This window comes from Mycolicibacterium vinylchloridicum (assembly GCF_013404075.1).
Lineage (GTDB): Bacteria > Actinomycetota > Actinomycetes > Mycobacteriales > Mycobacteriaceae > Mycobacterium > Mycobacterium vinylchloridicum.
On sequence record NZ_JACBJQ010000003.1, the window covers coordinates 49,594 to 72,637 of the forward strand.

General features: G+C 66.5%; 10 protein-coding genes. 4 read left to right on the forward strand and 6 right to left on the reverse strand.

Annotated features, from left to right (window positions below):
* Window positions 1–191: 191 nt before the first annotated feature.
* Window positions 192–11,198 carry a type I polyketide synthase gene (locus HPC46_RS03840; protein ID WP_179466979.1) on the reverse strand — a complete coding sequence of 3,669 codons (11,007 nt, stop codon included), beginning with the start codon at window positions 11,196–11,198 and terminating at the stop codon, window positions 192–194.
* Between the two features lie 372 nt (window positions 11,199–11,570).
* Here HPC46_RS03840 and HPC46_RS03845 point away from each other — a divergent pair, with 372 nt between their 5' ends.
* The 3 genes from HPC46_RS03845 to pe all read left to right on the forward strand — a co-directional run bounded on the left by HPC46_RS03845 (window position 11,571) and on the right by pe (window position 17,152).
* Entirely contained in the window at window positions 11,571–12,980 is a 1,410-nt protein-coding gene (locus HPC46_RS03845) for a condensation domain-containing protein (protein WP_218893698.1), read from the forward strand.
* 78 nt (window positions 12,981–13,058) lie between these two features.
* Window positions 13,059–16,037: an MMPL/RND family transporter gene (locus HPC46_RS03850; RefSeq protein WP_179466981.1), complete on the forward strand. Its 2,979-nt coding sequence runs from the start codon at window positions 13,059–13,061 to the stop codon at window positions 16,035–16,037.
* Window positions 16,034–17,152 carry an acyltransferase PE gene (pe, locus tag HPC46_RS03855; RefSeq protein ID WP_179466983.1) on the forward strand — a complete coding sequence of 373 codons (1,119 nt, stop codon included), beginning with the start codon at window positions 16,034–16,036 and terminating at the stop codon, window positions 17,150–17,152. Before HPC46_RS03850 ends, pe begins: the two co-directional genes overlap by 4 nt.
* Here the strand turns inward: pe and HPC46_RS03860 are convergent.
* Together HPC46_RS03860 and HPC46_RS03865 are read right to left on the reverse strand one after the other, a co-directional pair.
* On the reverse strand, window positions 17,149–17,784 hold the full coding sequence (locus tag HPC46_RS03860; RefSeq protein ID WP_179466985.1) for a GAP family protein: 636 nt from the start codon (window positions 17,782–17,784) through the stop codon (window positions 17,149–17,151). The genes pe and HPC46_RS03860 overlap by 4 nt on opposite strands.
* Before the next feature lie 12 nt (window positions 17,785–17,796).
* The gene (locus HPC46_RS03865) at window positions 17,797–19,509 is read right to left on the reverse strand and encodes an AMP-binding protein (RefSeq protein ID WP_179466987.1); all 1,713 of its coding nucleotides are present in this window, start codon (window positions 19,507–19,509) and stop codon (window positions 17,797–17,799) included.
* A gap of 86 nt (window positions 19,510–19,595) precedes the next feature.
* Here HPC46_RS03865 and HPC46_RS03870 point away from each other — a divergent pair, with 86 nt between their 5' ends.
* Window positions 19,596–20,078: a flavin reductase family protein gene (locus tag HPC46_RS03870; RefSeq protein ID WP_179466989.1), complete on the forward strand. Its 483-nt coding sequence runs from the start codon at window positions 19,596–19,598 to the stop codon at window positions 20,076–20,078.
* Window positions 20,079–20,102: 24 nt separating this feature from the next.
* Here the strand turns inward: HPC46_RS03870 and HPC46_RS03875 are convergent, their stop codons facing one another.
* The 3 genes from HPC46_RS03875 to HPC46_RS03885 all read right to left on the reverse strand — a co-directional run bounded on the left by HPC46_RS03875 (window position 20,103) and on the right by HPC46_RS03885 (window position 23,044).
* Window positions 20,103–20,258, reverse strand: a complete 156-nt coding sequence (locus HPC46_RS03875; protein WP_179466991.1) for a hypothetical protein — start codon at window positions 20,256–20,258, stop codon at window positions 20,103–20,105.
* 117 nt (window positions 20,259–20,375) lie between these two features.
* Entirely contained in the window at window positions 20,376–21,128 is a 753-nt protein-coding gene (locus HPC46_RS03880) for a succinate dehydrogenase/fumarate reductase iron-sulfur subunit (RefSeq protein WP_179466993.1), read from the reverse strand.
* A 2-nt stretch (window positions 21,129–21,130) separates the two neighbouring features.
* Window positions 21,131–23,044 carry a fumarate reductase/succinate dehydrogenase flavoprotein subunit gene (locus tag HPC46_RS03885; RefSeq protein WP_179466995.1) on the reverse strand — a complete coding sequence of 638 codons (1,914 nt, stop codon included), beginning with the start codon at window positions 23,042–23,044 and terminating at the stop codon, window positions 21,131–21,133.

The following is a 23,044-nucleotide window of genomic DNA, read 5'->3' on the forward strand; positions in this document are numbered from 1 at the left end:
CAAGTCCCTGTGAGCAAGTTCAGCGGGCTAATCAACCCACTGGTTGGGTTGGCGTTCTCGTGGGCGTGTCGGCCGCCATGTCTGCGCAGGTCAACGCCACTTAACGCGGGTCTCCGCGAACGATGTGTGGTGTTGTCGGACACGCCGGTAGCGGTGCGATGTTGGTCACACCGCTACCGCAGCGACGGCCGTCAGTTCTCCGGTGTGGGCGTGGGTTCGGAAACCGGGTCGGTCTCGGCCGAGGCCTCCGTCTCGGTCGACGGCGCATCCGAATCGGGCAGCTGCGACACCAGATGCTCGGCGAGTTCTCCGAGAGTCGGGTAGTCGAACACCGCGGTCGGGCTGATGTCGAACTTGCCGCCGAACTGACCGAACAACCGGTTGCGCAGTTCGACCGCCATCAGCGAGTCCGTGCCCAGGTCCAGGAACCTGCTGGTGGCTGCGGGCGGCTGGGCCAGCCGCAGGAAGCCCTGCACCTCGCGCTGGAGGAACTCCGTGATGAAGGCCGCCCGTTGTGCGACCGGCGTTTCCTGCAGCTGCCGGAGCAACTCGCTGTCACCGGCGACGACTCCGCCGTCGCTGGGCAGCACCTGATCGAGAAGCGGCGGACGGATGCCACCGAGGACCTTGGCAGTCCGCTGCCAGTTGGCCTTGAGGACGGTGGCCTGCGCCGCGCCGTGCCGGATGGCCTCGCCGAGTGCGGCCAGCGCCGCCGACGGCTCGAGCGGCATCATGCCTTGGGCGCTGAGGTTGGCCAGTGCGGCCTCCGAGCTGGCCATACCGCCATGACCCCAGGGGCCGAAGTTGACCGCGGTGGCCGGCAATCCCTGTGCCCGCCGGTGGGCCACCAGCCCATCCAACAGGGCGTTCGCCGTGGCGTAGTTGGCCTGCGCGGGCGACCCCATCACTGCCGACGCCGACGAGTACATGATGAAGAAGTCGAGCGCGTCGTCCCTGGTCAGTCGGTGAAGGTGGTGTGCGCCATAGGCTTTGGGTCCCAAGGTCGCCCGGAAGTGCGCCAGATCCTGCTGCGGCAGCAGCGCATCGTCGAGCACACCGGCCAGATGCGCCACGCCGGCCAGCGGCGGCAATTCGGCGCGGACCTTGGCGAGCAAGTCGGCCAGCTCGGACTCGACGCCGACGTCAGCCGGGAAGACATGGATCCGGCAGTGGAACCGCTCGGTGATCGCCTCGATGGCGCGTTCGGCATCGGCGTCCGCGGTGCGGCGGCTCGTCAACACGATGTCGCCGGCACCGAGCTGGGCAAGGTATGCCGCAGTGTGCAGACCCAATGCGCCAAGACCGCCGGTGATCAGGTAGCTCCGATCACCGCGCGGTTGCAGTGGTTTCGGCATCTGCACCACGATCTTGCCGACATGCCGGGCCTGCTGCATGCGGCGGAACGCAGTTCTGGCCTCGGTCAGCGGGTAGACCTCGGCGGGCACCGGGTTCCACTCGCCGGTGGCCAATCCGTCGGACACCTCGGCCATCAGACGCTGGATGTGGTCGGGGTCAGTCATCATCGTCACGTCCAGCGCGACGATCTCGTAGCTGATGTCGGGACGCAGCTCGGCCATCTGTTCGGCGGTCCAGATATCGCGCTTGGCGATCTCGGCGAACCGGCCGCCCTGTGCGGTCGCGCGGACCGTCGCCTCGATGAAGCCCTCGTTGGTCAGTGAGTTGAGTACTACGTCGACACCCCGGCCGCCCGTCGCCGCCAATATCTGATCCGCGAAATCCGTTGTCCGCGAGTCGTACACGTGCTCAACGCCCATCGCGCGCAAGGTGGCCTGCTTGTACTTGCTGGCGGTGGCATAGACGATCGCGCCGTGGTGGCGCGCCATCTGGACCGCGGCCAGCCCGACGCCGCCGCTGGCAGCGTGGATCAGTACCTTGTCGCCGGGCTTGAGCTGCGCCCAGTCGAAGGCGAGCCGAACCGTCAGTGCCGCAGCGGGAATCGTCGCCGCATCGACCGCGCTGATGCCGTCGGGCACCGTGGCCAGCAGCGGCGCCGGAACGTTCAGCCGGCTGGCGAACGCCCCTTGCATCGAGCCGAAGACCCGCTGGCCGACTTCGAATCCGGTGACCTCGGAGCCCACTTCGGTGACGACACCGCACAGGTCGCCACCGATCGGGCCCGGATCGCCAGGGTAGAGGCCCAGCACGTTGAGCACGTCGCGGAAGTTGAGGCCGGCGGCCTCGATCCGCACCTGCACCTCGTTCGCCTCGGGCGCGGTGACCTCCACCTCGCTCAGCCGCAGGTTGTCGATCGCGCCGCGCTCGGTCGGCGCCAGCGCGTAGTCGTCGCTGCGAGGCATCGGCAGTTGCCCGCTGCGCGCCCAGTGCAGCAGCCGGGACACGAGGAAACGGCCTTGCCGCACAGCCATTTCGGGTTCGGTCACCGGGGCGCCGAGTGCCCCGGCCAGCCACCTCAGAGACTCCTCGCTGCCGTCACCGTCGACCAGGCGCACGCGCAGGCTCGGCTGCTCGGCGATCAGGGTGCGCCCGAATCCCCACAGTGCCGCCTGGACCGGATCGACCGGTTCGCCGGGTTCGGTGGCGACCGCGCGCTCGGTGACGATCCACAATCCGTCGGCCAGCGAGTGGTTGCCCTCGGCAAGCGCGGTCTGCGCGGCACCGAGCAACGTTGCGACCTCGGCCTCGAGTCGCGCGGCCAGGTCGGCCGTCGAATCATCGGGGCTGGTGTGTCCGGAACTGCGCCAGACGATTCCGCTGACCGGAGCGCCACGCTCGGCGGCCTCGGCGAATGCCCGCTGCCAGGACTGCGCGTCGGTGGCGTCGGTGACCGTGATGGCCCCCGGTACGTCGGACGCCAGCGCGTCGAAGCCGGCGATCAGCCAGGTACCCATCGCGGTCTTGGCTTCGTCGGTGGCTTCCACCGTCGGTGCGGCGGCCTCCTGCCAGCCAAGGGTGTACAGCAGCCGGGTGGAGTCGCCGCCGAGCCCGCGCAGCAGCGCCTCACGCGGAGCGCGCTTGACGGTGAACTCGCTGATTCCGCCCAGCACATGCCCGTCCCGGTCCACGAAATCGAGGTCGAAGACCTGGGTTTCGCTGGTGATGGCATTCTCATGCCAGCGCGCCCGGCAGAAGAACCGCCGCGGCATCTTCTCGTGAAGACGAACTTGGCCGTACCGCAGCGGCAGGAACAGATCGGTCATGCCCTGTTCGGCGGCCAGAGTCGCGGGGAAAGCGGGGAACGCCACGCCGGTGCACAGGTCCAGCAGCACCGGGTGGATCGGCTCGCTGCCCAGGTGCTCGCCGAGTTCGTCGCCGACGGCGATGTCACCGATCGCCTCGCCTTCGCCGACCCACAAGGACTTCAGCGAGGTCGACCAGGTCGGCCCCCACGCCAGTTCCATGTCACCGAAGATGTCGAACAGTTCTTGCGGGCGAGTCCGATTCATCTGCTCGATCGCCTCGTCCGGCGATACCCGGGCGTCCTGCGTGTCGGCTTCCGCTTCGGCGCCGGCCAGCAGGGTTCCGTCGGAGTTCAGCGCCCAATCGGCGTCGCGAACGCCGAATGGGCGGCTGTGCACCTGAAACTTCCAGCCATCGTCGATCGGGTGCAGGGTGAGCTGGACCTCGCGGGACGCTTTGTCCGGCAGGATGATCGGCTCGTAGAAGAAGACCTCCTTCACCCGTGCGGGGGCGCCGGCCGAAGCCAGTGCCATCGCCGCATACGTCGCGCCGGGAACGACGACGGTGCCGTAGATGACGTGATGCGCCAGCCACGGTTGCGTCTTGACCGACAGCACGTTGGTGTAGACGGTGTCACCGGATGCCAGATCCTTGGCGCTGCCCAGGATTCCGGATGCGGCCGTACCATCGACCCGAATTCCAGACGTCTTGGGCCAGTACCGGCGGCGCTGGAACGGGTAGGTCGGCAGTTCGAGCCGGCGCCCCGGGGTGTGGTACCTGGCAGCGAAGTCCGGCCGGTGACCGCAGATGTAGGTCGTGGCAAGCGCTTCGGTGATCTGGCGCTGGGCATTGGCGCCCTTGCGCAGCGACACGATCGCGCGCGGAGTGGCCGCGGACTCGGGCCAGATCTGCAGTGCGGCCGCGGTCAGGATCGGCTGCGGGCCGATCTCCATCAGCACCGAGCAGCCCAGTGCGGCTACGGTACGCACGCTCTCGGTGAACTGCACCGGCTGGCGGGAGTGTCGCCGCCAGTACTGCGCGTCGATCGGCGTCTCGCCGGTGAGCACGGCGCCCGTCCGGTTGCAGACCAGCGGCCGCGACGGCACTGCGTAGTCGAATTGCGTTGCAAATGATTCGAATTCGTCGAGCACCGGATCCAGCAGTTCCGAGTGGAAGGCGTGGCTGGTCTCCAGCCAGGTGCAGCGTGTGCCGTCCTCGCTGCAGGTCGCGACGATCTGCTCCAGATCTTCGCCCGGACCCGACAGCACGGTGTTGCGGCCGTTGTAGGCGCCGACCGACACTCGCGGGAAGGCGGTTGCGGCGCGCTCCACATATTCCGGATCGGCGAACACCGCAACCATCCGGCCGCCTGCCGGCAGGCTGCCGAACAGCCGGCCGCGTTCGGCGATCAACCGTGCGCCATCCTCGAGGCTGAACACGCCGGCCACACACGCCGCCGCGTACTGGCCCACGCTGTGACCCAGCACCACGTCGGGCTCGATACCCCACGACTGCCACAGCCGGGCCAGGCCCATCTCGACGGCGAAGATCGCCGGCTGGGCAAATGACGTGTGTCGCAATGTCTCTGCGGCTTCACGGTCACTGGAGAACAGCACATCGAGCAGCGGAGTCGGCAGCATCGGGTCGACGGCCTGCGCGCAGCGACGGACCGTGTCGGCGAATACCGGTTCGGTGTCGAACAATTCGCGCGCCATGCCCGGGTATTGGCTGCCCTGACCGGGGAAGAACCACGCGGTGGTGGGCGGGTCGGTGCATTCGCCCCGGATCACGCCAGGACGCAGGCGGTTCGCCACCAGATCGTCGAGCAGCATCTGGGCTTCTTGGCCGGACGTGGCAACCACGGCGGCCCGGTGCTCGAAGTGGGATCGGCCCGCACCGGCGGTGAAGCACACGTCGGCCAGGGAGGCTTCTGGGTGCATCGCCAGCCAGGTGGAGTAGCGGGCAGCCAGCGCGGTCAGGCCCTGTGCGGACCGCGCGGACAGCGGCAGCAGGCTCAGCGGCTCGCGGTGCGCATCGGGAGCGGTCGCGCTGTCGACCGGCTCGTCGGCGGCATCGTCGGACACGGGGGGTTGCGGTGCCTCTTCGATCAGCACGTGCGCGTTGGTGCCGGTGAACCCGAACGAGCTGACGCCGGCGCGGCGCGGCCTGCCGTTGGCGTACCACGGCGTCGCCTTGTCCACGACCTGCACCGGCAGCGAGTCCCACGGGATGTGCGGCGACGGGTTGTGGAAGTGCAGGTTCTGCGGCAGCAGTTCGTGCTGCAGCGACAGCACGACCTTGACCAGACCGGCGACACCCGCGGCGGACTCCAGGTGTCCGATGTTGGTCTTGGCAGTTCCCATCAGCAGTGGCCGGCCGGGATCGCGGCCTGCACCATAGACCGCTGCGGCGGCTTGCACCTCGATCGGATCTCCCAGCGGCGTGCCGGTGCCGTGCGCTTCGAGGTAGTCGACGTCATCGCCGGTGAGGCCGGCGCGAGTCAGTGCTGCGGTGATAAGGCGTTGTTGCGCACCCCCATTGGGCACCGTCAAGCCACTGGAGGCGCCATCCTGATTGACCGCGCTGCTGCGGATGACCGCGCAGACCCGGTCGCCGTCGCGCTGTGCGTCGGACAGCCGCTTGAGCACCAGCACGCCGCAGCCCTCACCGCGCACGTAGCCATCCGCGGCCGCATCGAACGTCTTGCACCGGCCGTCGGGAGCCAGCATCCGCGCGCGTGATGCGGCGACGATGGACGCCGGGCTCAACAGGACGTTGACACCACCGGCGATGGCCATGTCGCAGTCGCCGGAGTGCAGCGCCTGGCTGGCCTGGTGGACGGCCACCAGCGACGAGCTACAGGCGGTGTCCACTGCCATCGCCGGGCCCTCCAGGCCGAGGGTGAACGCCACTCGGCCCGCAATGGCATTGAGTGCGTTACCGGTGATGAAGTGCGCCTCGAGGTTCTCGACCGACTCGCCCGACAGTAGATGCGAGTACTCGTTGGCGCCGACGCCGACGAAGACGCCGGTTCTGCTGCCGCGCAACGAAGTCGGGGAGTACCCAGCTCGTTCCAAGCCTTCCCAGGATATTTCGAGCATCAGGCGCTGCTGGGGATCGATCCATACCGCTTCGCGTGGCGAGATGCCGAAGAACTCCGGATCGAATCCGTCGACGCTCTCGAGGTATCCGCCACTGCGGGTGTAGATCTTGCCCGGTGTCTGCTGATCCGGGTCGTAGAACTGGTCGACGTCGAACCGGTCTTCGGGGATCTCCCGGATCGCGTCCACTCCGCCGGACAGCACGTCCCAGTACGCATCGGCATCGGGCGCGCCCGGGAACCGGCAGGCGACGGCGATGATGGCGATCGGTTCGTCGGTCGCCGAGGTGGCCAACGAGGTCGGTTGGGCCGCAAGCTGACTGCCGGCCCGCTCGTTGAGGTTGAGCACGTCGGACAGGAGGTAGTCGGCGACGTCGGACAGCCGTGGGAAATCCATCGCGAGTGTCGCGGGCAGTTCCTTGCCGACCGCCTGCTCCAGCCGGCGCCGAAGTTCCACGGCCATCAGCGAATCCATGCCGAGATCGAAGAACCCGGCCTCCTCCCGGATTTCCGATGCTTCGATGCGGGTCACCTCGGCAACGGTGTTACGTAGGTATTCGAGGACGAGCTTCTTTCGCTGTTGCACGGGAGCCGCGGTGAGCTGCTCGACCAGCCGAGTGGTACCCGAGGCGGTGGTCGTCGCGGACACCGACTCGGGAACCTCACGGGCCACCTCGGCCAGCAGTTCTCGCCGGCCGGCCTGCAGATAGATCGGCAGGAAGCGAGTCCAGTCGATGCGGGCCACCACCGCTTCTGCCGGTCCTTGCGCGCCGGCGCCGGCCATGACGTCGGCCAGCCCGGCCAACGCGTCTGACGGCGAGAGGGTGCGGATGCCGCGACGATCCAGTTGTGCGCGGGCGTCCTGGTCGGCCATGCCCGCCGACCAAGGTCCGAAGTTCACGCTGATCCCCGGGACGCCCTGTTCGCGCAGTCGCCAGGTCAACCCGTCGAGGAAGGCATTGGCCGCGCTGTAGGCGGCCTGGCCGTAGCTACCCCACACCGAGGAGATGGAGGAGGTGGACAGGAAGAAGTCCAGCTGCAGGTCCGCGCTGGCTTCGCTCAGATACCAAGCGCCCCAGACCTTCCCGGAGAACACCCGATCCACTTCAGCGCTGTCCAGCGAGCTCAGCGGGGTTGTGTTGTTCTCGCCGGCGGCATGGACGACACCCCTCAGTGGGGGAAGCTCGGCCTGCACCGTGGCGAGCAGGCGTGCGACATCGTGCGGGTCGGCGACGTCGGCCGCGATCACCCGGACGTCGCAGCCATGCTGCTCCCGGAAGCCTTCGATGCGACGTTGGGCGGCTTCGCCGGGTGCGCGCCGGCCGGTCAGCACCAACTGCTTGGCGCCGTGCGCAGCCAGGTATCCCGCGATCTCCAGTCCGAGCGAGCCGAGCCCGCCGGTGACCAGATACGTTGCGTCGGAACGAAGCTCCAGCGGTGTCGCGTTCGGCTGGCCGGTTCGGCGAACCAGCCGGGGAACCAGCACGGTGTCGCCGCGCAGCGCGATCTGGTCCTCGCCCGGCGATGCCGTGACGATCTGCTTGATCAATCGCGACCACTCGTCGGCGCCGCGCCCGGACAGGTCGACCAGTCCGCCCCACACCTGGGGATACTCCAGCGCGGCGGCGCGACAGAAGCCCCACAGGCTGCTCTGCTGGGGAGCCACGGTGTCGTTGTCGGTAGCGCGCTGTGCACCATGGGTGCTCACCCAGATCGGGGTGCGCAGTTCGGCGGCGGCAGCGGCCCGGAACAGTCGCTGGGTGCCGCCCAGGATGCGATGCTGCATCCGCAGCAGTGAGCGCATCGAGGGCGCACCGTCGGAGTCCAGCGCCGCGATATGGAGGATGCGCAGCCCGGGCTCGTCGTGGGCCGCGGATCGCAATTCTTCGACCAGCCGTTCCTCGTCGGCGTCAGACACGGGTAGCCCGAGGATGCGGTGCCGATGCCCGTTGGTGGTCAACACGTCGATCACGGGCCGCATGACGGCGTTGTCATCGCCGATCAGCAGCCACGCGGTGCCTTCACCGAGCTCGGCGGGTGAGGAGTTCTTGGACCTCTCCCAGCGGATCTCGTAGCGGATGTCCGCGATGGACTGGGCGCTTCGCTGCAGATTGTGTTGTGCGGCAAGCTTACTCAGTACTTCGGCGGTCGACTGACTACCGCCGCTCGGGCCGTCGAGCAGTGCGGCGAGCTCTTCGATCCGGCCATCCTCGAGCAGGCGGACGGCCTCCGTGGCGGCGCCCTGGTTCGCGGCCGTCTGGACCTGCTGGCTGTTGAACCAGTACTGACGATGCTGGAACGGGTAGGTAGGCAGGTCGAGCTTGTGAGCCGGGTGCGGGATCAGTGCGGTGAAGTCGGGCAGGTGTCCGGCGACGTAGACATTGGCAAGGGCTTCGGTGACCTGCCGGTGGTCGGCACCGTTGCGGCGCAGGGACGGAACCGCCTTGGGTGCGGTCGCGGGGTCGGGCCAAGCGCGCAGTGCTGCGGCCGTGAGAACCGGCTGCGGACCGACCTCGAGCAGAAGTGCGCAGCCGAGCTCGGCCAGTGTGGCAACGCTTTTGGCGAACTGAACCGGCTGCCGGGCATGGCGGCGCCAATACGAGCCGTCGAGCTTGGCGTTTCGCCCCAGGGTGGCGCCGGTCCGGTTACAGACTAGGATCCGTTGCGGCGCGGCAAATTCAAACCCGCTCGCATATGCCTCGAACGCGTCGAGAGCGGGGTCCAGTAGCGCCGAGTGGAACGCGTGGCTGGTGTCCAGCCAGTCGCAGCGGGCACCGTCGTCGGTGAGCTCGGTGACCGCACGCTCCAAATCTGCTGCGGGCCCGGACAAAACCGTGTTGGCGCCGTTGTAGGCGGCTACCGAGAGGCTCGGGAACTCGTCGGTGACACGCTCTACGCGGTCCGGGTCGGCGAAGATCGCGCACATCCGCCCGCCCGCGGGCAGATCACCGAACAGGCGGCCGCGCTCGGCCAGTAGCCGGACACCGTCCTCGAGGCTGAACACGCCGGCCACGCAGGCCGCTGCGTACTGGCCGACGCTGTGTCCGAGCACCACATCCGGTTCGAAGCCCCGCGATTGCCAGAGCCGAGCCAGGCCCATCTCCACCGCGAAGATCGCGGGCTGAGCGTTGCGGGTCTGCTTCAGAGTTTCCGCACCATCGTCGTCAAAGATGATGTCCAGCAACGGTCTTTCGAGTACCTCGGCAACAGCCTGGGCGCATCGAGTCATGGTCTCGGCGAACACCGGCTCGGTTTCGAACAATTCCCGGGCCATGCCCGCGTACTGGCTGCCCTGTCCGGGGAACAGCCACGCGGTCTTCGGCGCGTCGACGGAGTCGCCGCGCACCAGGCCGGGGGCGGGCAGGTCGTCGGCGAGCGCACCGAGCAGCTCGCGTGCGGACTCCAGGGAGTTGACCACCAGGGCGGCCCGGTGCTCGAAGTGTGCGCGACCGGCGCCTGCCGTCAGGCACACGTCAGCCAGCGTCGCCTCCGGATGCGCACCGAGCCAGCTGCGGTACCGCTCTGCGGTCTGCACCAGAGCGGCCGGAGTGCGGGCCGACAGCGGAAGCACCATGAACCGGCGGTCATCGGCCGGTTCAGCCGGCTCGGCGGGTGTCGCTTGCGGTGCCTCTTCGAGGATGACGTGTGCGTTGGTGCCGCTGAAGCCGAAAGAGCTGACGCCGGCGATCCGGGGCCGCTGCGAACGTTCCCAGGCCACCGGCTGGTCCACGACCTTCACCGGGATCCGATCCCACGGGATGTGCGGCGACGGATTGCGAAAGTTGAGGTGCTTCGGTAGCTCCTGGTGCTCGAGCGCCAGGACGACCTTGAGGACCCCGGCGATGCCCGCGGCGGCTTCCAGATGCCCGATGTTCGTCTTGGCAGAGCCGATCAGCAGCGGCTGGTCCGCATCGCGGCCCCTGCCCAACGCTGCGGCAGCCGCCTGGACCTCGATCGGATCGCCCAGCGATGTCCCGGTCCCGTGCGCCTCCAGATAGCCGATATCGCTGGGTGCCAGCCCCGCACACTCCAGCGCCTCGCCGATGACCCGCTGCTGGGCCACACCGTTCGGCACCGTCAGGCCGCCCGACGCGCCGTCGGAGTTGACTGCGCTGCCGCGAATGACGGCCCGGATGTGGTCACCGTCGCGCAGCGCGTCTTCCAGGCGCTTGATGGTGACGAAACCGCAGCCCTCGCCGCGCACGTAGCCGTCGGCGGCTGCGTCGAAGGTCTTGCAGCGGCCGTCCGGTGCCAGCATCCGGGAGTGCGAGAACGTGATCATGGTGGCCGGGCTGAGGATGACGTTGACGCCGCCGGCCAGCGCGAGGTCGCATTCGCCGAGGCGCAGTGCCTGGCAGGCCTGATGAATCGCCACCAGCGACGAGCTGCACGCGGTGTCGACGGTGACCGCGGGACCTTGCAGCCCCAGCCGGTAGCTGATCCGGCCGGCCGCGGCGGCACTGGACGTACCGATTGCCAGGTATGCCTCGATCTCGGGGTAGGTCAGTGCGTCGGAAGCCATCCCGAGGAAGTCATGGGTGGCCAGTCCGATGAACACCCCCGTGCGGGTGTTCGCCAAAGACGTTGGCGCGGTGCCGGAATGCTCGACAGCCTGCCATGCGGTCTCCAGCAGCAGGCGATGCTGCGGGTCCATCACCTTGGCTTCGCGCGCCGAGACTCCGAAGAACGGTGCGTCGAACCCGGTCGCGTCGTCGATGAACCCGGCGCGCCGGGTGACAATCTTGCCCGGGGCATCTGGGTCCGGGTCGAAGAACTCGTCGACATCCCAGCGGTCCTGGGGCACCTCGGTGACCGCGTCCCGACCATCGTGCAGGAGGTCCCAGTACTGGTCCGCATCTGCGGCGCCGGGAAAACGGGCCGCGTAGCCGACGATCGCGAAGCGGGGTGCCTGCTGCGTCGGATGTTCGGTTAATGCCATCAGGTTGTGCTCTCCGCGTCGGGCCGGTACTGCGTCGTTGGGATCGATTTGGGTCGATCCACTGCGGGAGACCACGTCAGGGCCAAGATTAGGTTCCGATCGGCCACTGCCCGGTCATCTCCCGACTGCGACGGCCGGCTCATCTCCCGCCGGCCAGTATTGCATGTACGTTGCTGAAGCAACGGGTTTCACCTTGTTGTCGACGCGTACGTGGCCAGGCGTTACCCCCTCGATCGGCGCCTTTGAACACTACTTCTGACCAGGGGCTTTCCGGGTCGACGGCCGACCGTCACAGTGACAGGCGCTATCTTGGTCTGGCCACCGGCGTTGCCGGTCTCGAGGCCACTGCCGCCCAGATCCGGGAGGGGAATTTTGCATATCGGGAAGATTACAATCGGCACAATCGATGATTGGTCGCCGAGCCCCGGTGTGGTGATCTCCTGGCACCCGACAAAAGCGGCAATGGAGAAAGCGCGACAAGCGCCGGTGAGTTCGGTGCCCGTCAGCTATATGCAGGGGCAGCACATTCGTGGTGTATACGAACAGGACGCCGCCGGTCTCGATTATTCGCGGCAGATCATCGCCACCTGTGAAGTTCCTGGTCAGTGCGATATCGAGGCCATGAATCACGCGCTCAACGCGTATCTGCGCCGGCATGACACCTATCGGAGTTGGTTCGAATACGCCGGATCCGGCGATATTGTCCGGCGGACGATACTCGATGCCGCCGATATTGAATTCGAGCCCATCGACAACGGCGTAATGGCCGCTGAGGATGCGCGTAAGCACATTGTTGACATCCCCACTCCGCTGGAATGGGGCTGCTTTTCTTTCGGCGTGGTACAGGGTGAAGATCACTTCGATTTCTACGCCAGCATCGACCACGTCCACGGGGACGCGGCGCTGATCGGGATCACCATGCTCGAAGCCCACGGCATGTACACGTCATTGACGATGACGGGCCAGCCGATGGCGCTGCCGGAGGCCGGAAGCTTCGACGATTTCTGCCGCCAGGAGCACCAGTCCACGGCTGATTTGACCGTGGATTCCCCGGAGGTCCGGGCCTGGATCGAGTTTGCCGAGAACAACAACAACACGATGCCCGAGTTCCCGCTGCCGCTGGGGAATCCGCGCGAACCGACCGTGGCCGACATGGTCGGGGAGATGATCTTGGATGCCGACCAGACGGCTCGGTTCGAGTCGGCGTGCGTGGCGGCCGGCGTTCGCTTCGTCGGCGGTTTGTATGCCTGCACCGCCATGGCTGAACATGAATTGACAGGCGCGACAACGTATTACGGACTGACGCCGAGAGACACCCGCAGGACGTCGGATAACTTCACCACGCAGGGCTGGTTTACCGGCCTGGTCCCGATCACCGTTCCGATCGCCGCGACGACGTTCGCCGAAGCCGCATGGGCGGCGCAGACATCCTTCGATTCGGGACTGAGTCTGGCGCGGGTGCCGTACTACCGCGTGCTGGAACTGGCCCCGTGGTTGGAGAAGCCGCACCCGAATTTCCCGGTCTCGAACTTTCTTCATGGCGGCGCCGCACCACTGAACGCCGTGCTCGCGGCCGCTGACATGGGCTATTCGAACAACATCGGCATCTACTCCGACGGACGGTTCAGCTACCAGCTGACGATCTATATATTTCGGTACGAGGCCGGCACTGCCATGGCGGTGATGTTTCCGGACAATCCGATCGCTCAGAAATCGGTCGCCCGCTACATCGAGGCGATGAAGTCCGTGTGCGAACGGATCGCCGGCAGCGGGCAATGGTGACGTTCTTGTTGGATTCAATGAAGTTCGATGCAGTGAAGGAGCGCGAGGCCTGACGGTCTGGCGCGCGGTGAGGATGTTGTGCGACGGCTAGCCGATTTCGTAGTGCGATGGCCCTGGGCAGTGATCGGGCTCTGGGTCGCACTGGCGGTGGCGCTACCGCTGACGTTCCCGAGCTTGAACGAGATGGCTCAGAAGCACCCGCTGGCCATGTTGCCCGGTGACGCTCCGTCCAGCGTGGCGGCCCGGCAGATGACCGAAGCGTTCTCCGAACCCGGCGGAGACGACCTGCTGTTGGTGGTCCTGACCGACGAGCGTGGACTGAGCCCCGCGCACGAAGCGACCTACCGCAAGCTGGTCACCGCGCTGCGCGAAGATCAGCACGACGTTGTGATGCTGCAGGACTTTGTCGAAACACCGGCGCTGCGTTCGTTTTTGACGAGCAAGGACAATAAGTCCTGGGTCGTTCCGGTGGGGCTGACGGGCGCATTGGGCACCCCGGAGTCCTACGCCGCCTACCAGCGGGTGGCTAACATCGTCAAACAGAACACCGCGGGCAGCCCGCTGGAAGTGCACCTCACCGGGCCGGCGGCCACCGTCGCCGACCTCACGGTCGCCGGCGAACGGGATCGCCTCCCAATCGAACTCGCGATCGGCGTCATGGTGCTGCTCGTGCTTCTGCTCGTGTATCGCAACCCGATCACCATGCTGCTGCCGCTGATCGGAATCGGGATATCGCTGGTGATCGCGCAGTCCGTGGTCGCCGGGCTGTCCAATGTGACCGGGCTGGGGGTCTCGAATCAGGCCATCATTCTGCTGAGCGCGATAATCGCCGGTGCCGGAACGGATTACGCGGTGTTTCTGATCAGCCGCTACCACGATTACGTGCGGCTCGGCGAAACCTCCGACGACGCGGTTCGCCAGGCTTTGGGCTCGGTGGGCAAGGTGATCACCGCGTCGGCGGCCACCATCGGAATCACCTTCCTCGGCATCAGCTTCGCCAAAATGGGTGTGTTCTCCACCGTCGGGGTGTCCTCGGCCGTCGGGATCGGGGTGGCATTCCTGGCCGCACTCACACTGCTGCCGGCCATCATTGTCCTCGCCGGGCCGCGCGGCTGGATCACGCCCCGCCGTGAGCTGACCGCGCGGTGGTGGCGACGGTCGGGGATTCGCATCGTGCGCAGGCCGCAGCTCCACCTGGTCGCCAGCCTGCTGATCCTGATCCTGCTCGCCAGCTGTGTGGGGTTGGCGAAATACAACTACGACGACCGCAAAGCCGTGGCCGCGTCGGACCCGAGCTCGGTCGGTTACGCCGCGCTGGAGCGCCATTTCGACCTCAACCAGTCCATCCCGTCCTACGTTCTGGTCCGCTCCCCGCGAGATCTGCGCAGCCCGCAGGCCCTGGCGGATCTGGAGCAGATGGCACAACGCATCAGCCAGGTGCCCAACATCGCAATGGTCAGCGGTATCACCCGGCCGACAGGATCGGTACCAGAAGAGTTCAGGGCCACGTTCCAGGCGGGACTGGTCGGTACCCAGCTGGGCAATGGCGCGTCGATGATCGCCTCCAACATGAACGACCTGAATCGTCTTGCCGGCGGCGCCAATACGCTCGCGAGCAACCTCGGCGATGTTCGGGTACAGGTCAACGGCATCGCCACCAGCATTCAGGGCATGGTCGACGCGTTCACGATGATCAAGGGCCAGTACGGTGGCGACAAGCTGGTCAAGAACGTCGAAGTCGCGGCCAAGCTCGTCAACGCGGTGAACCGGCTCGGCAACTCGATGGGGATCAACGTCCAGGCGGCCAAGGACCTGTTCGCCTGGGTGGGGCCGGTGCTGATGGCCCTGCACGGTAACGCCGTCTGCGATCTCGACCCGTCCTGCGCCGAAACCCGGGGCCATTTCCAGCAATTGGTCGATGCCCGTAATGACGGGACTCTCGACGAGATCAACTCGCTCGCCGCGCAGCTTCAGTCGATGCAAGACAAGCAGTCCCTCAATGCGTCGCTCGATCAGCTCGGCGATGCCTTCGGCCGGCTGAACAAGGTCATGCGCACCATGGGGTTGGACTCACCCGGTGGGGCGCAATCGACCACCAACAGACTTCGCCAAGGCGCCGACCGCGCTGCCAGTGGCAGTCGCGACGTCGCCAAGGGCGTGGACCAGGTCGTCGATCAGATCCAACTCATGCGGACCGGGCTGGATCAGGCCGCGGCCTTCCTGCTGTCGATGAAACACGACGCTGCGAGTCCCGCGATGGCCGGATTCAACATTCCGCCCGAAGTCCTCAATCTGCCCGACTTCAAGATGGCGTCCAAGATGTTCATCTCGCCCGACGGGCATTCGGTGCGCTATCTGGTGCTCACCAAGCTCGATCCGTTCAGCTCCGCGGCGATGGACCAGGTCAATGCGATCAGTGACGCTGCCCGCAGCGCGCAGCCGAACACCACCCTTTCCGATGCCACGGTCTCGATGGGCGGGTATCCGGCCGCGTTGCGGGACACCCGCGACTACTACCAGAAGGACATCCGGTTCATCATCGCGATCACGTTGATCGTGGTGCTGCTGACCTTGATGCTGTTGCTGCGCGCGATCATTGCACCGCTTTATCTGGTTGGCTCCGTGGTGCTTTCGTATTTCGCCGCGTTGGGTATCGGTGTCTTGACGTTCCAGTATCTGTTTGGTCAACAGTTGCACTGGACCGTCCCGCCGCTCGCGTTCGTAGTGCTGGTCGCGGTCGGCGCCGACTACAACCTGCTGTTCGCGTCGCGGTTGCGGGACGAATCGTTCGGTGGCACGCGCTACGGCGTCATCCGGACACTGTCCTCGACCGGCGGCGTCATCACCGCGGCCGGTCTGATCTTTGCGGCATCGATGTGGGGTCTGCTGTTCTCCAGCATCGGTACCGTGGTGCAGGGCGGTTTCGTCATCGGGGTCGGAATCCTGCTGGACACATTCCTGGTCCGGACCGTCACGGTGCCCGCCATGGCTACTCTGGTCGGAAAGGCGAACTGGTGGCCATCACGGATCGAATCGCAGGGAAGCGGTAACGCATGAAGAAGCTCCTCGCTGCGGTGGCCACCGCGGTCACCTTGACCGCGACCGGCGGAATCGCGACCGCAGATCAGCCATCGCCGAACAAGCCGAACGACAACGGACCGACGCCGATCGGCACACCAGGTCGCGGATATGCGCTGGGTGGCGCCCACGTTCTCGGCATCCCCTATGACGAGTACATCCGCCGCACCGGCGCCGACTGGTTCCCGGGCCTCAACCGGCAGATCGTCGACTACCCCGCGGGACAGGTCCAGGGCCACACCCTCGAACGCCTGTTCCCTGGCATCGGCAGGCTCGACGACAACTTCCCCGGCCTCGGTATCGACGGCCCGAGCATCGGCGAATCGGTCGATGAAGGCGAAGGCAACGTCATGCGAGCGATCCAGGCCGGCGGTCAGGGCACGGCGATCGGGCTTTCCGAAGGCGCGATGGTGCTCAACGCCGTGCAGAACCGCCTGGCTACCGATCCGAACGCGCCACCACCAGATCAGTTGTCCTTCGCCACATTTGGCGATCCGATTGCGCCGCACGCCTTCGGCGAAGGCTTCCTGACCCAGAACTTCCCGGTCGGCAGCGTCGTTCCCGCGCTGGACTACCGGATCCCGCCCCAGATCGACAGCCAGTACGATTCCTACCGTTTCGTCTCGGCCTACGACAGCATCGCCGACTGGCCGGACCGGCAGGACAATTGGATGGCGATGCTCAATGCCGTCGTGGGCCTGGCCACCGGTCACACCGCTGTGGCCTTCACCAACCCCAGTATGGTTCCGCCGCAGAACATCCGGACGACAGTCAATTCCCGGGGGGCGAAGACCACGACGTACCTGATCCCCGAACAGCATCTGCCGTTGGTGATGCCGTTCAAGTACCTCGGTGTCGATGAAGGCACGCTGAATCAGTTGGACGGCGTCCTGAAGCCGATGGTGGATTCCGGATATTCGCGTAACGACGATCCGCTGACCGCGCCGATCGAGGTCGATCCGGTGAACGGCTACGACCCCGCGGCCGTCACGGCGCCGGCCACCCAGGCGGCGTTCGGCGGTGGCACCGACCCGATTTCGCAGTTGATGGCGGGCTTCCAGTACGTCTTGGACCACGGCCCGAGCGCGCACTAGACGCCGAGTAGACCCGCAGTCAGCAGCACGACACCGACGACGGCCAGCAGCACCGCCACCTCACGCCTGCGCCGGGCGCGAACCCAGCCGTGCAGGGCGGTCATCGCAGCATGCGTGCGCTGAGGGGCCACCAGATAGGCCACCAGCGGAATCTCCACCAGCGCGAAGGCCACGACGTTGAATGTCACCAACGCCGCGAACCGGACCTCGGGGGCGCCCGCACCGGCGGCGATCACGGCCAGCGCGGCCAGGTAGTCGATCGAGGGCAGTGCGATTCCCAGCCCGGCGACGCCTGCCACCCGCAGTGATTGGCCGTCCAGCAGCCGGTTCAGCCAGGCCGGCGGGGTGCGGTCGCGGCCCCTGGTGACCGCCAGCAGCGCCGCGGCCAGTAGCGCCAGTGCACCGATGGCGACCTGCACCCTGGGCAGGGTGAAGTGCGCCGACGCCGGGATCCGGGATTCGAGTGCGAACAACACCACAACGCCGACGGTCAGGCCCATCGCGAAGCCCCCGCCCAGGAAGGCGGCCAGCTGTAGATGGGGGCGGGGACGGTTGAGCATCAGGACCGACATCCCGATTCGGAACGGCTCCAGACTGACCGCGGCAGCCATCACCAGAAGGGTGAACCACATCGGGGAGATCAGCTACGCATCCAACCGCACGAACTGTCCTTGGCGGTACTGCTCGATGCTCGCTGCCCGGCGGACCTTGCCGCTGGTGGTGGTCGGGATCGACCCTGGCTCCACCAGCACGATGTCGGCCACCTGTAAGCCGTGCGCACGCGAAATCGCCGCGATCACATCATTTTTCACTTGTCCGTACTCGTCGGAATCATCGCGCTTCTTGAGCTCGACGATGGTCACCAACGTCTCGGTCTGCTCGTCGGACACCGCGATGGCCGCCACCCGACCCCGGGTGATCTTCTGCACCGTCGATTCGATGTCGTCGGAGTAGTGGTTGCGGCCGCGCACGATCAGCATGTCCTTGATGCGGCCCACGATGAACAGGTCGCCCTCGGAGATGAAGCCCTGATCGCCGGTCCGCAGCCAACCGCTCTCCGGGGTGCCCGCGGGCGGGTCGAGCAACGTCGCGCCGAACGCGGACCCGGTCTGCTCCGGTTTGCGCCAGTACCCGGCGGAGACGTTCTCACCGTGCGTCCAGATCTCGCCGACGGTGCCGTCGGGGCACGATCGGCAGGTCTCGGCATCGACGATCCGCACCAGCGGCGACACCAGCAGCCGGTACCGCAACAGCGGTGATCCGCCGGCCTTGGGGACAGCCGTGCCGAGGGACAGTTCGACCGGGTCGAACTCGGCAACCTCCGGCACCCGGTTCGCAGCACTACTGGTGACATAGACCGTTGCCTCGGCCAGGCCATAGGAGGGTGCGATCATCTCCGGGCGGAAGCCGTTGGGCGCGAGGCGTTCGTTGAATCTGACCAACGTCTCCGGATGGATGCGCTCGGCTCCGTTGATGATGCCGACGACGCCGCTGAGGTCGAGGGACGCCAATTCGTCGTCGCTGGCACGCCGTGCGGTGAGGTCGAACGCGAAGTTCGGCGCGCCGGACCACGCTCTCGGGTGGCGGGCCATGGCCTGCAGCCATCGCGCCGGGCGAGACAGAAACGCGACGGGGCTCATCAGGTCGGCGGGATATCCGCCGAGGATCGGTGCGGCGATCCCGAGTATCAGACCCATGTCGTGGAAGAAGGGCAGCCACGACACCAGGCTGGTCCCCGGCGGGAACGTGCCACCGTGGTGGGGCACGTATGCGGCCATCAACTGATCGAAATTCGCGACCACGTTGCGGTGCGAGATCATCACGCCGGCCGGTAGCCGCGTCGAGCCCGAGGTGTACTGCAGATACGCGATATCCGGTCCCTCGGGTACCTCGGTGTCGACGTCTTTGGCCGCATCGAGATCGAGGGTGTCCACCGCGATCGTGGCGATGACGGCGGCGCCGTCGTCCACATACTGTGCGGCGACCTCGAACACCTCGGAGGTGGTCAGCACCACCGTCGGCGAGGTATCGGTCACCACGGCGCTGACCCGCTCGTCGTGGGACCCCGGCACCGGAACCGAGAGCGGGACCGCGATGAAACCGGCCTGCATGGCCCCCAGAAACGCGACGACATAGGCCAGGCCCTGCGGCGCGATGATCAGGGCCCGGTCGCCGGGCGCACCGTGCCGGCTGATCTCGTGCGCGACGTTGAGCGTGCGGCGGTACAGCTGCGACCAGGTCAAACTCTCGGCGGTCCCGTTCCAGTCCCGGTCGTAATCGGTGAACGTGAACGCGACGTCGTCTGGCGTCGCACCAGCGCGCTCGCGCAGCACGGACAGGATGGAGACGTTCGGCACGGCCCCAGGCTACTCAACGGGTATTTGAATCAGGCCTCACCCTGCTGTGGCCGCGGCGCACCGTCACATGGGAAGATATCGCTGTTATGAGTGACACAGAGCTGAGCCCCGCCTCGCTGCGTGAGGCGTTCGGTCATTTCCCGTCCGGCGTCATCGCGATCGCCGCTGAGGTCGAGGGTGTTCGGGTCGGTTTGGCCGCCAGCACCTTCGTGCCGGTGTCGCTGGATCCGCCGCTGGTCTCGTTCTGCGTGCAGAACAATTCGGAGACCTGGCCGAAGCTCAAAGACCTGCCGTCGCTGGGCATCAGCCTGCTCGGTGAGTCACACGACGTGGCCGCGCGCACGCTGGCCGCCAAGACCGGGGACCGCTTCGCCGGGCTGGAGACTCATTCACACTCCAGCGGTGCGGTATTCGTCCACGGCACCAGCGTGTGGCTGCAGAGCTCGATCACTCAGCTGGTGCCGGCCGGTGACCACACCATCGTGGTCTTGGAGGTCAAGGCCATCACTGTGCACGACGTGCCGCCAATCGTGTTCCACCGCAGTACTTTCCGCAGACTGGGCGCCTAGCCCAGCCTGCTCCTGCCGCGCGGGTCAGGGCTTCTCGCCGAGTTCTTCGCGATAGCCGGCGATGCGCTTCTCCAGCTCGGCCGCGTCGTCGGACCGGCCCTCTTTGTTGGCCAGTTCGGCGCGGGCGGACAGCTCGCGGATCGCCTTGCGGATGTCGTTGACGCTATGGACGCTACCCATGGTTCGAGGCTACCCACGTCAGCGCCGATGACAACGGGCCGCGAGAAATATCTCGCGGCCCGCCACCTTGAGCCTTGACTTACTTGTCGCGCCTGCTGCGTTTGATGGTTCCGCTCACTACGTTCGCCGGAACAACTTGTTGCCCAGCCACACCACCGGGTCGTACTTCTTGTCGGCGACGCGTTCCTTCATCGGGATCAGTGCGTTGTCGGTGATCTTGATGTGCTCGGGGCACACCTCGGTGCAGCACTTGGTGATGTTGCAGAAGCCGAGACCGTTCTCGTCCTGCGCCATGTCGCGCCGGTCGATGGTGTCCAGCGGGTGCATCGACAGCTCGGCCTGCCGCATCAGATAACGCGGGCCGGCGAAGGACTTCTTGTTCTCCTCGTGGTCACGGTTGACGTGGCACACGTTCTGGCACAGGAAACACTCGATGCACTTGCGGAACTCCTGGCTGCGGTTCACGTCCTCCTGCTGCATCCGGTAGTCGCCGGGCTGCAGATCCTTCGGGGGAGTGAACGACGGGATCTCCCGCGCCTTCTCATAGTTGAAGGAGACATCGGTGACCAGGTCGCGCATCACGGGGAAGGTCCGCAGCGGGGTGATCGTCACGACCTCGTCCTCGCCGAACGTCGACATGCGGGTCATGCACATCAGCCGGGGGCGGCCGTTGATCTCCGCTGAGCACGATCCACACTTGCCGGCCTTGCAGTTCCACCGCACAGCGAGGTCACCGGCCTGGGTGGCTTGCAGGCGGTGGACGATGTCGAGCACCACCTCGCCGTCGTTGACCTCGACGGTGTAGTCCTGCAGGTCGCCGCCGTCTTCGTCGCCGCGCCAGACCCGCAGTTTCGCGTTGTAGGCAGCCATTCTCAGCCCTTCCGGTCCGGGTGCTCGGTCAGTTGATCGTCGGTGTAGTACTTCTCGAGTTCGGACAGCTCGAAGGTGGCCAGCAGATCGGGCCGCATCACCGGCTGCTGCTCGGGCGTCACATCGACATCGGGCACCACGACGTCAGACTCGCCGGCTGCCACCCGGCAGACCAGCAGCTTGTTGCGCCAGGCGGCATCCATCTTCGGATGGTCGTCGCGGGTGTGGCCGCCGCGGCTTTCGGTGCGCAGCAGTGCGGCCTTGGCCACACATTCGCTGACCAGCAGCATGTTGCGCATGTCGATCGCCAGGTGCCAGCCCGGGTTGAAGATGCGTCCGCCCTCGACGACGACGTTGGCGTAGCGCTTCTTCAGTTCGTCGATCTTGACCAGGGCTTCCTGCAGTTCGCCTTCCTTGCGGATGATGCCGGCCAAGTCGTTCATCGACTGCTGCAGCTCGGCGTGCAGGGTGTAGGGGTTCTCGGGGTTGGCCTTCGGCTCGAACGGCGCCAGCGCCAGCTTGGTGGCCTCTTCGACCGCCGTGTCGGACACCGCGGGACGCTGCGAGAGCGCCCGCACGTAGTCCGACGCGCCGAGTCCGGCGCGCCGGCCGAACACCAGCAGATCGGACAGCGAGTTGCCGCCGAGCCGGTTGGAGCCGTGCATGCCGCCCGAGCACTCACCCGCGGCGAACAGGCCGGGAGTCGCGCCTGCGCCGGTGTCGGGATCGACCTCGATACCGCCCATCACGTAATGGCAGGTCGGACCGACTTCCATCATGTCCTTGGTGATGTCGACCTCGGCCAGCTCAATGAACTGGTGGTACATCGACGGCAGGCGGCGCTTGATCTCTTCGGCAGGCATACGGGAGGCGATGTCGAGATAGACGCCGCCGTGCGGGGTCCCGCGACCGGCTTTGACCTCGTCGTTGATGGCGCGGGCGACCTCGTCGCGAGGAAGCAGGTCAGGGGTGCGGCGCGCGGAGTCGTTGTCCTTGAGCCACTGGTCGGCTTCTTCCTCGGATTCGGCGTACTGCCCCTTGAACACCTCGGGGATGTAGTCGAACATGAAGCGCTTGCCCTCGGAGTTCTTCAGAACTCCGCCGTCACCGCGGACACCCTCGGTGACCAGGATGCCCTTCACCGACAGCGGCCAGACCATGCCGGTCGGGTGGAACTGGATGAACTCCATGTTGATCAGGCCGGAACCTGCGCGCAGCGCGAGCGCGTGCCCGTCGCCGGTGTACTCCCAGGAGTTCGACGACACCTTGAACGACTTGCCGATACCACCGGTGGCCAGCACCACGGCCGGCGCCTCGAACAGGATGAACTTGCCGGTCTCGCGCCAGTAGCCGAAGGCTCCAGCGATCGCGTCACCGTCTTTGATCAGGTCGGTGATCGAACACTCGTGGAAGACCTTGATGCGGGCCTCGTAGTCGCCGAGTTCCTTCTTGTCGTCCTGCTGCAGCGAGACGATCTTCTGCTGCAGGGTGCGGATGATCTCCAGCCCGGTGCGGTCACCGACGTGCGCAAGCCGAGGGTAGGTGTGGCCGCCGAAGTTGCGCTGGCTGATCTTGCCGTCTTTGGTGCGGTCGAACAGCGCGCCGTAGGTCTCCAGCTCCCACACCCGGTCGGGGGCTTCCTGCGCGTGCAGCTCGGCCATCCGCCAGTTGTTGAGGAACTTGCCGCCGCGCATGGTGTCACCGAAGTGCACCTGCCAGCTGTCCTTGGTGTTGACGTTGCGCATCGCGGCGGCGCAACCACCTTCGGCCATGACGGTGTGGGCCTTGCCGAACAGCGACTTGGTCACCACCGCGACGCGCAGACCCCGCTCGCGCGCCTCGATGACCGCACGCAACCCAGCCCCGCCGGCACCGATAACGACGACGTCGTAGGAGTGCCGTTCGAGTTCAGCCAT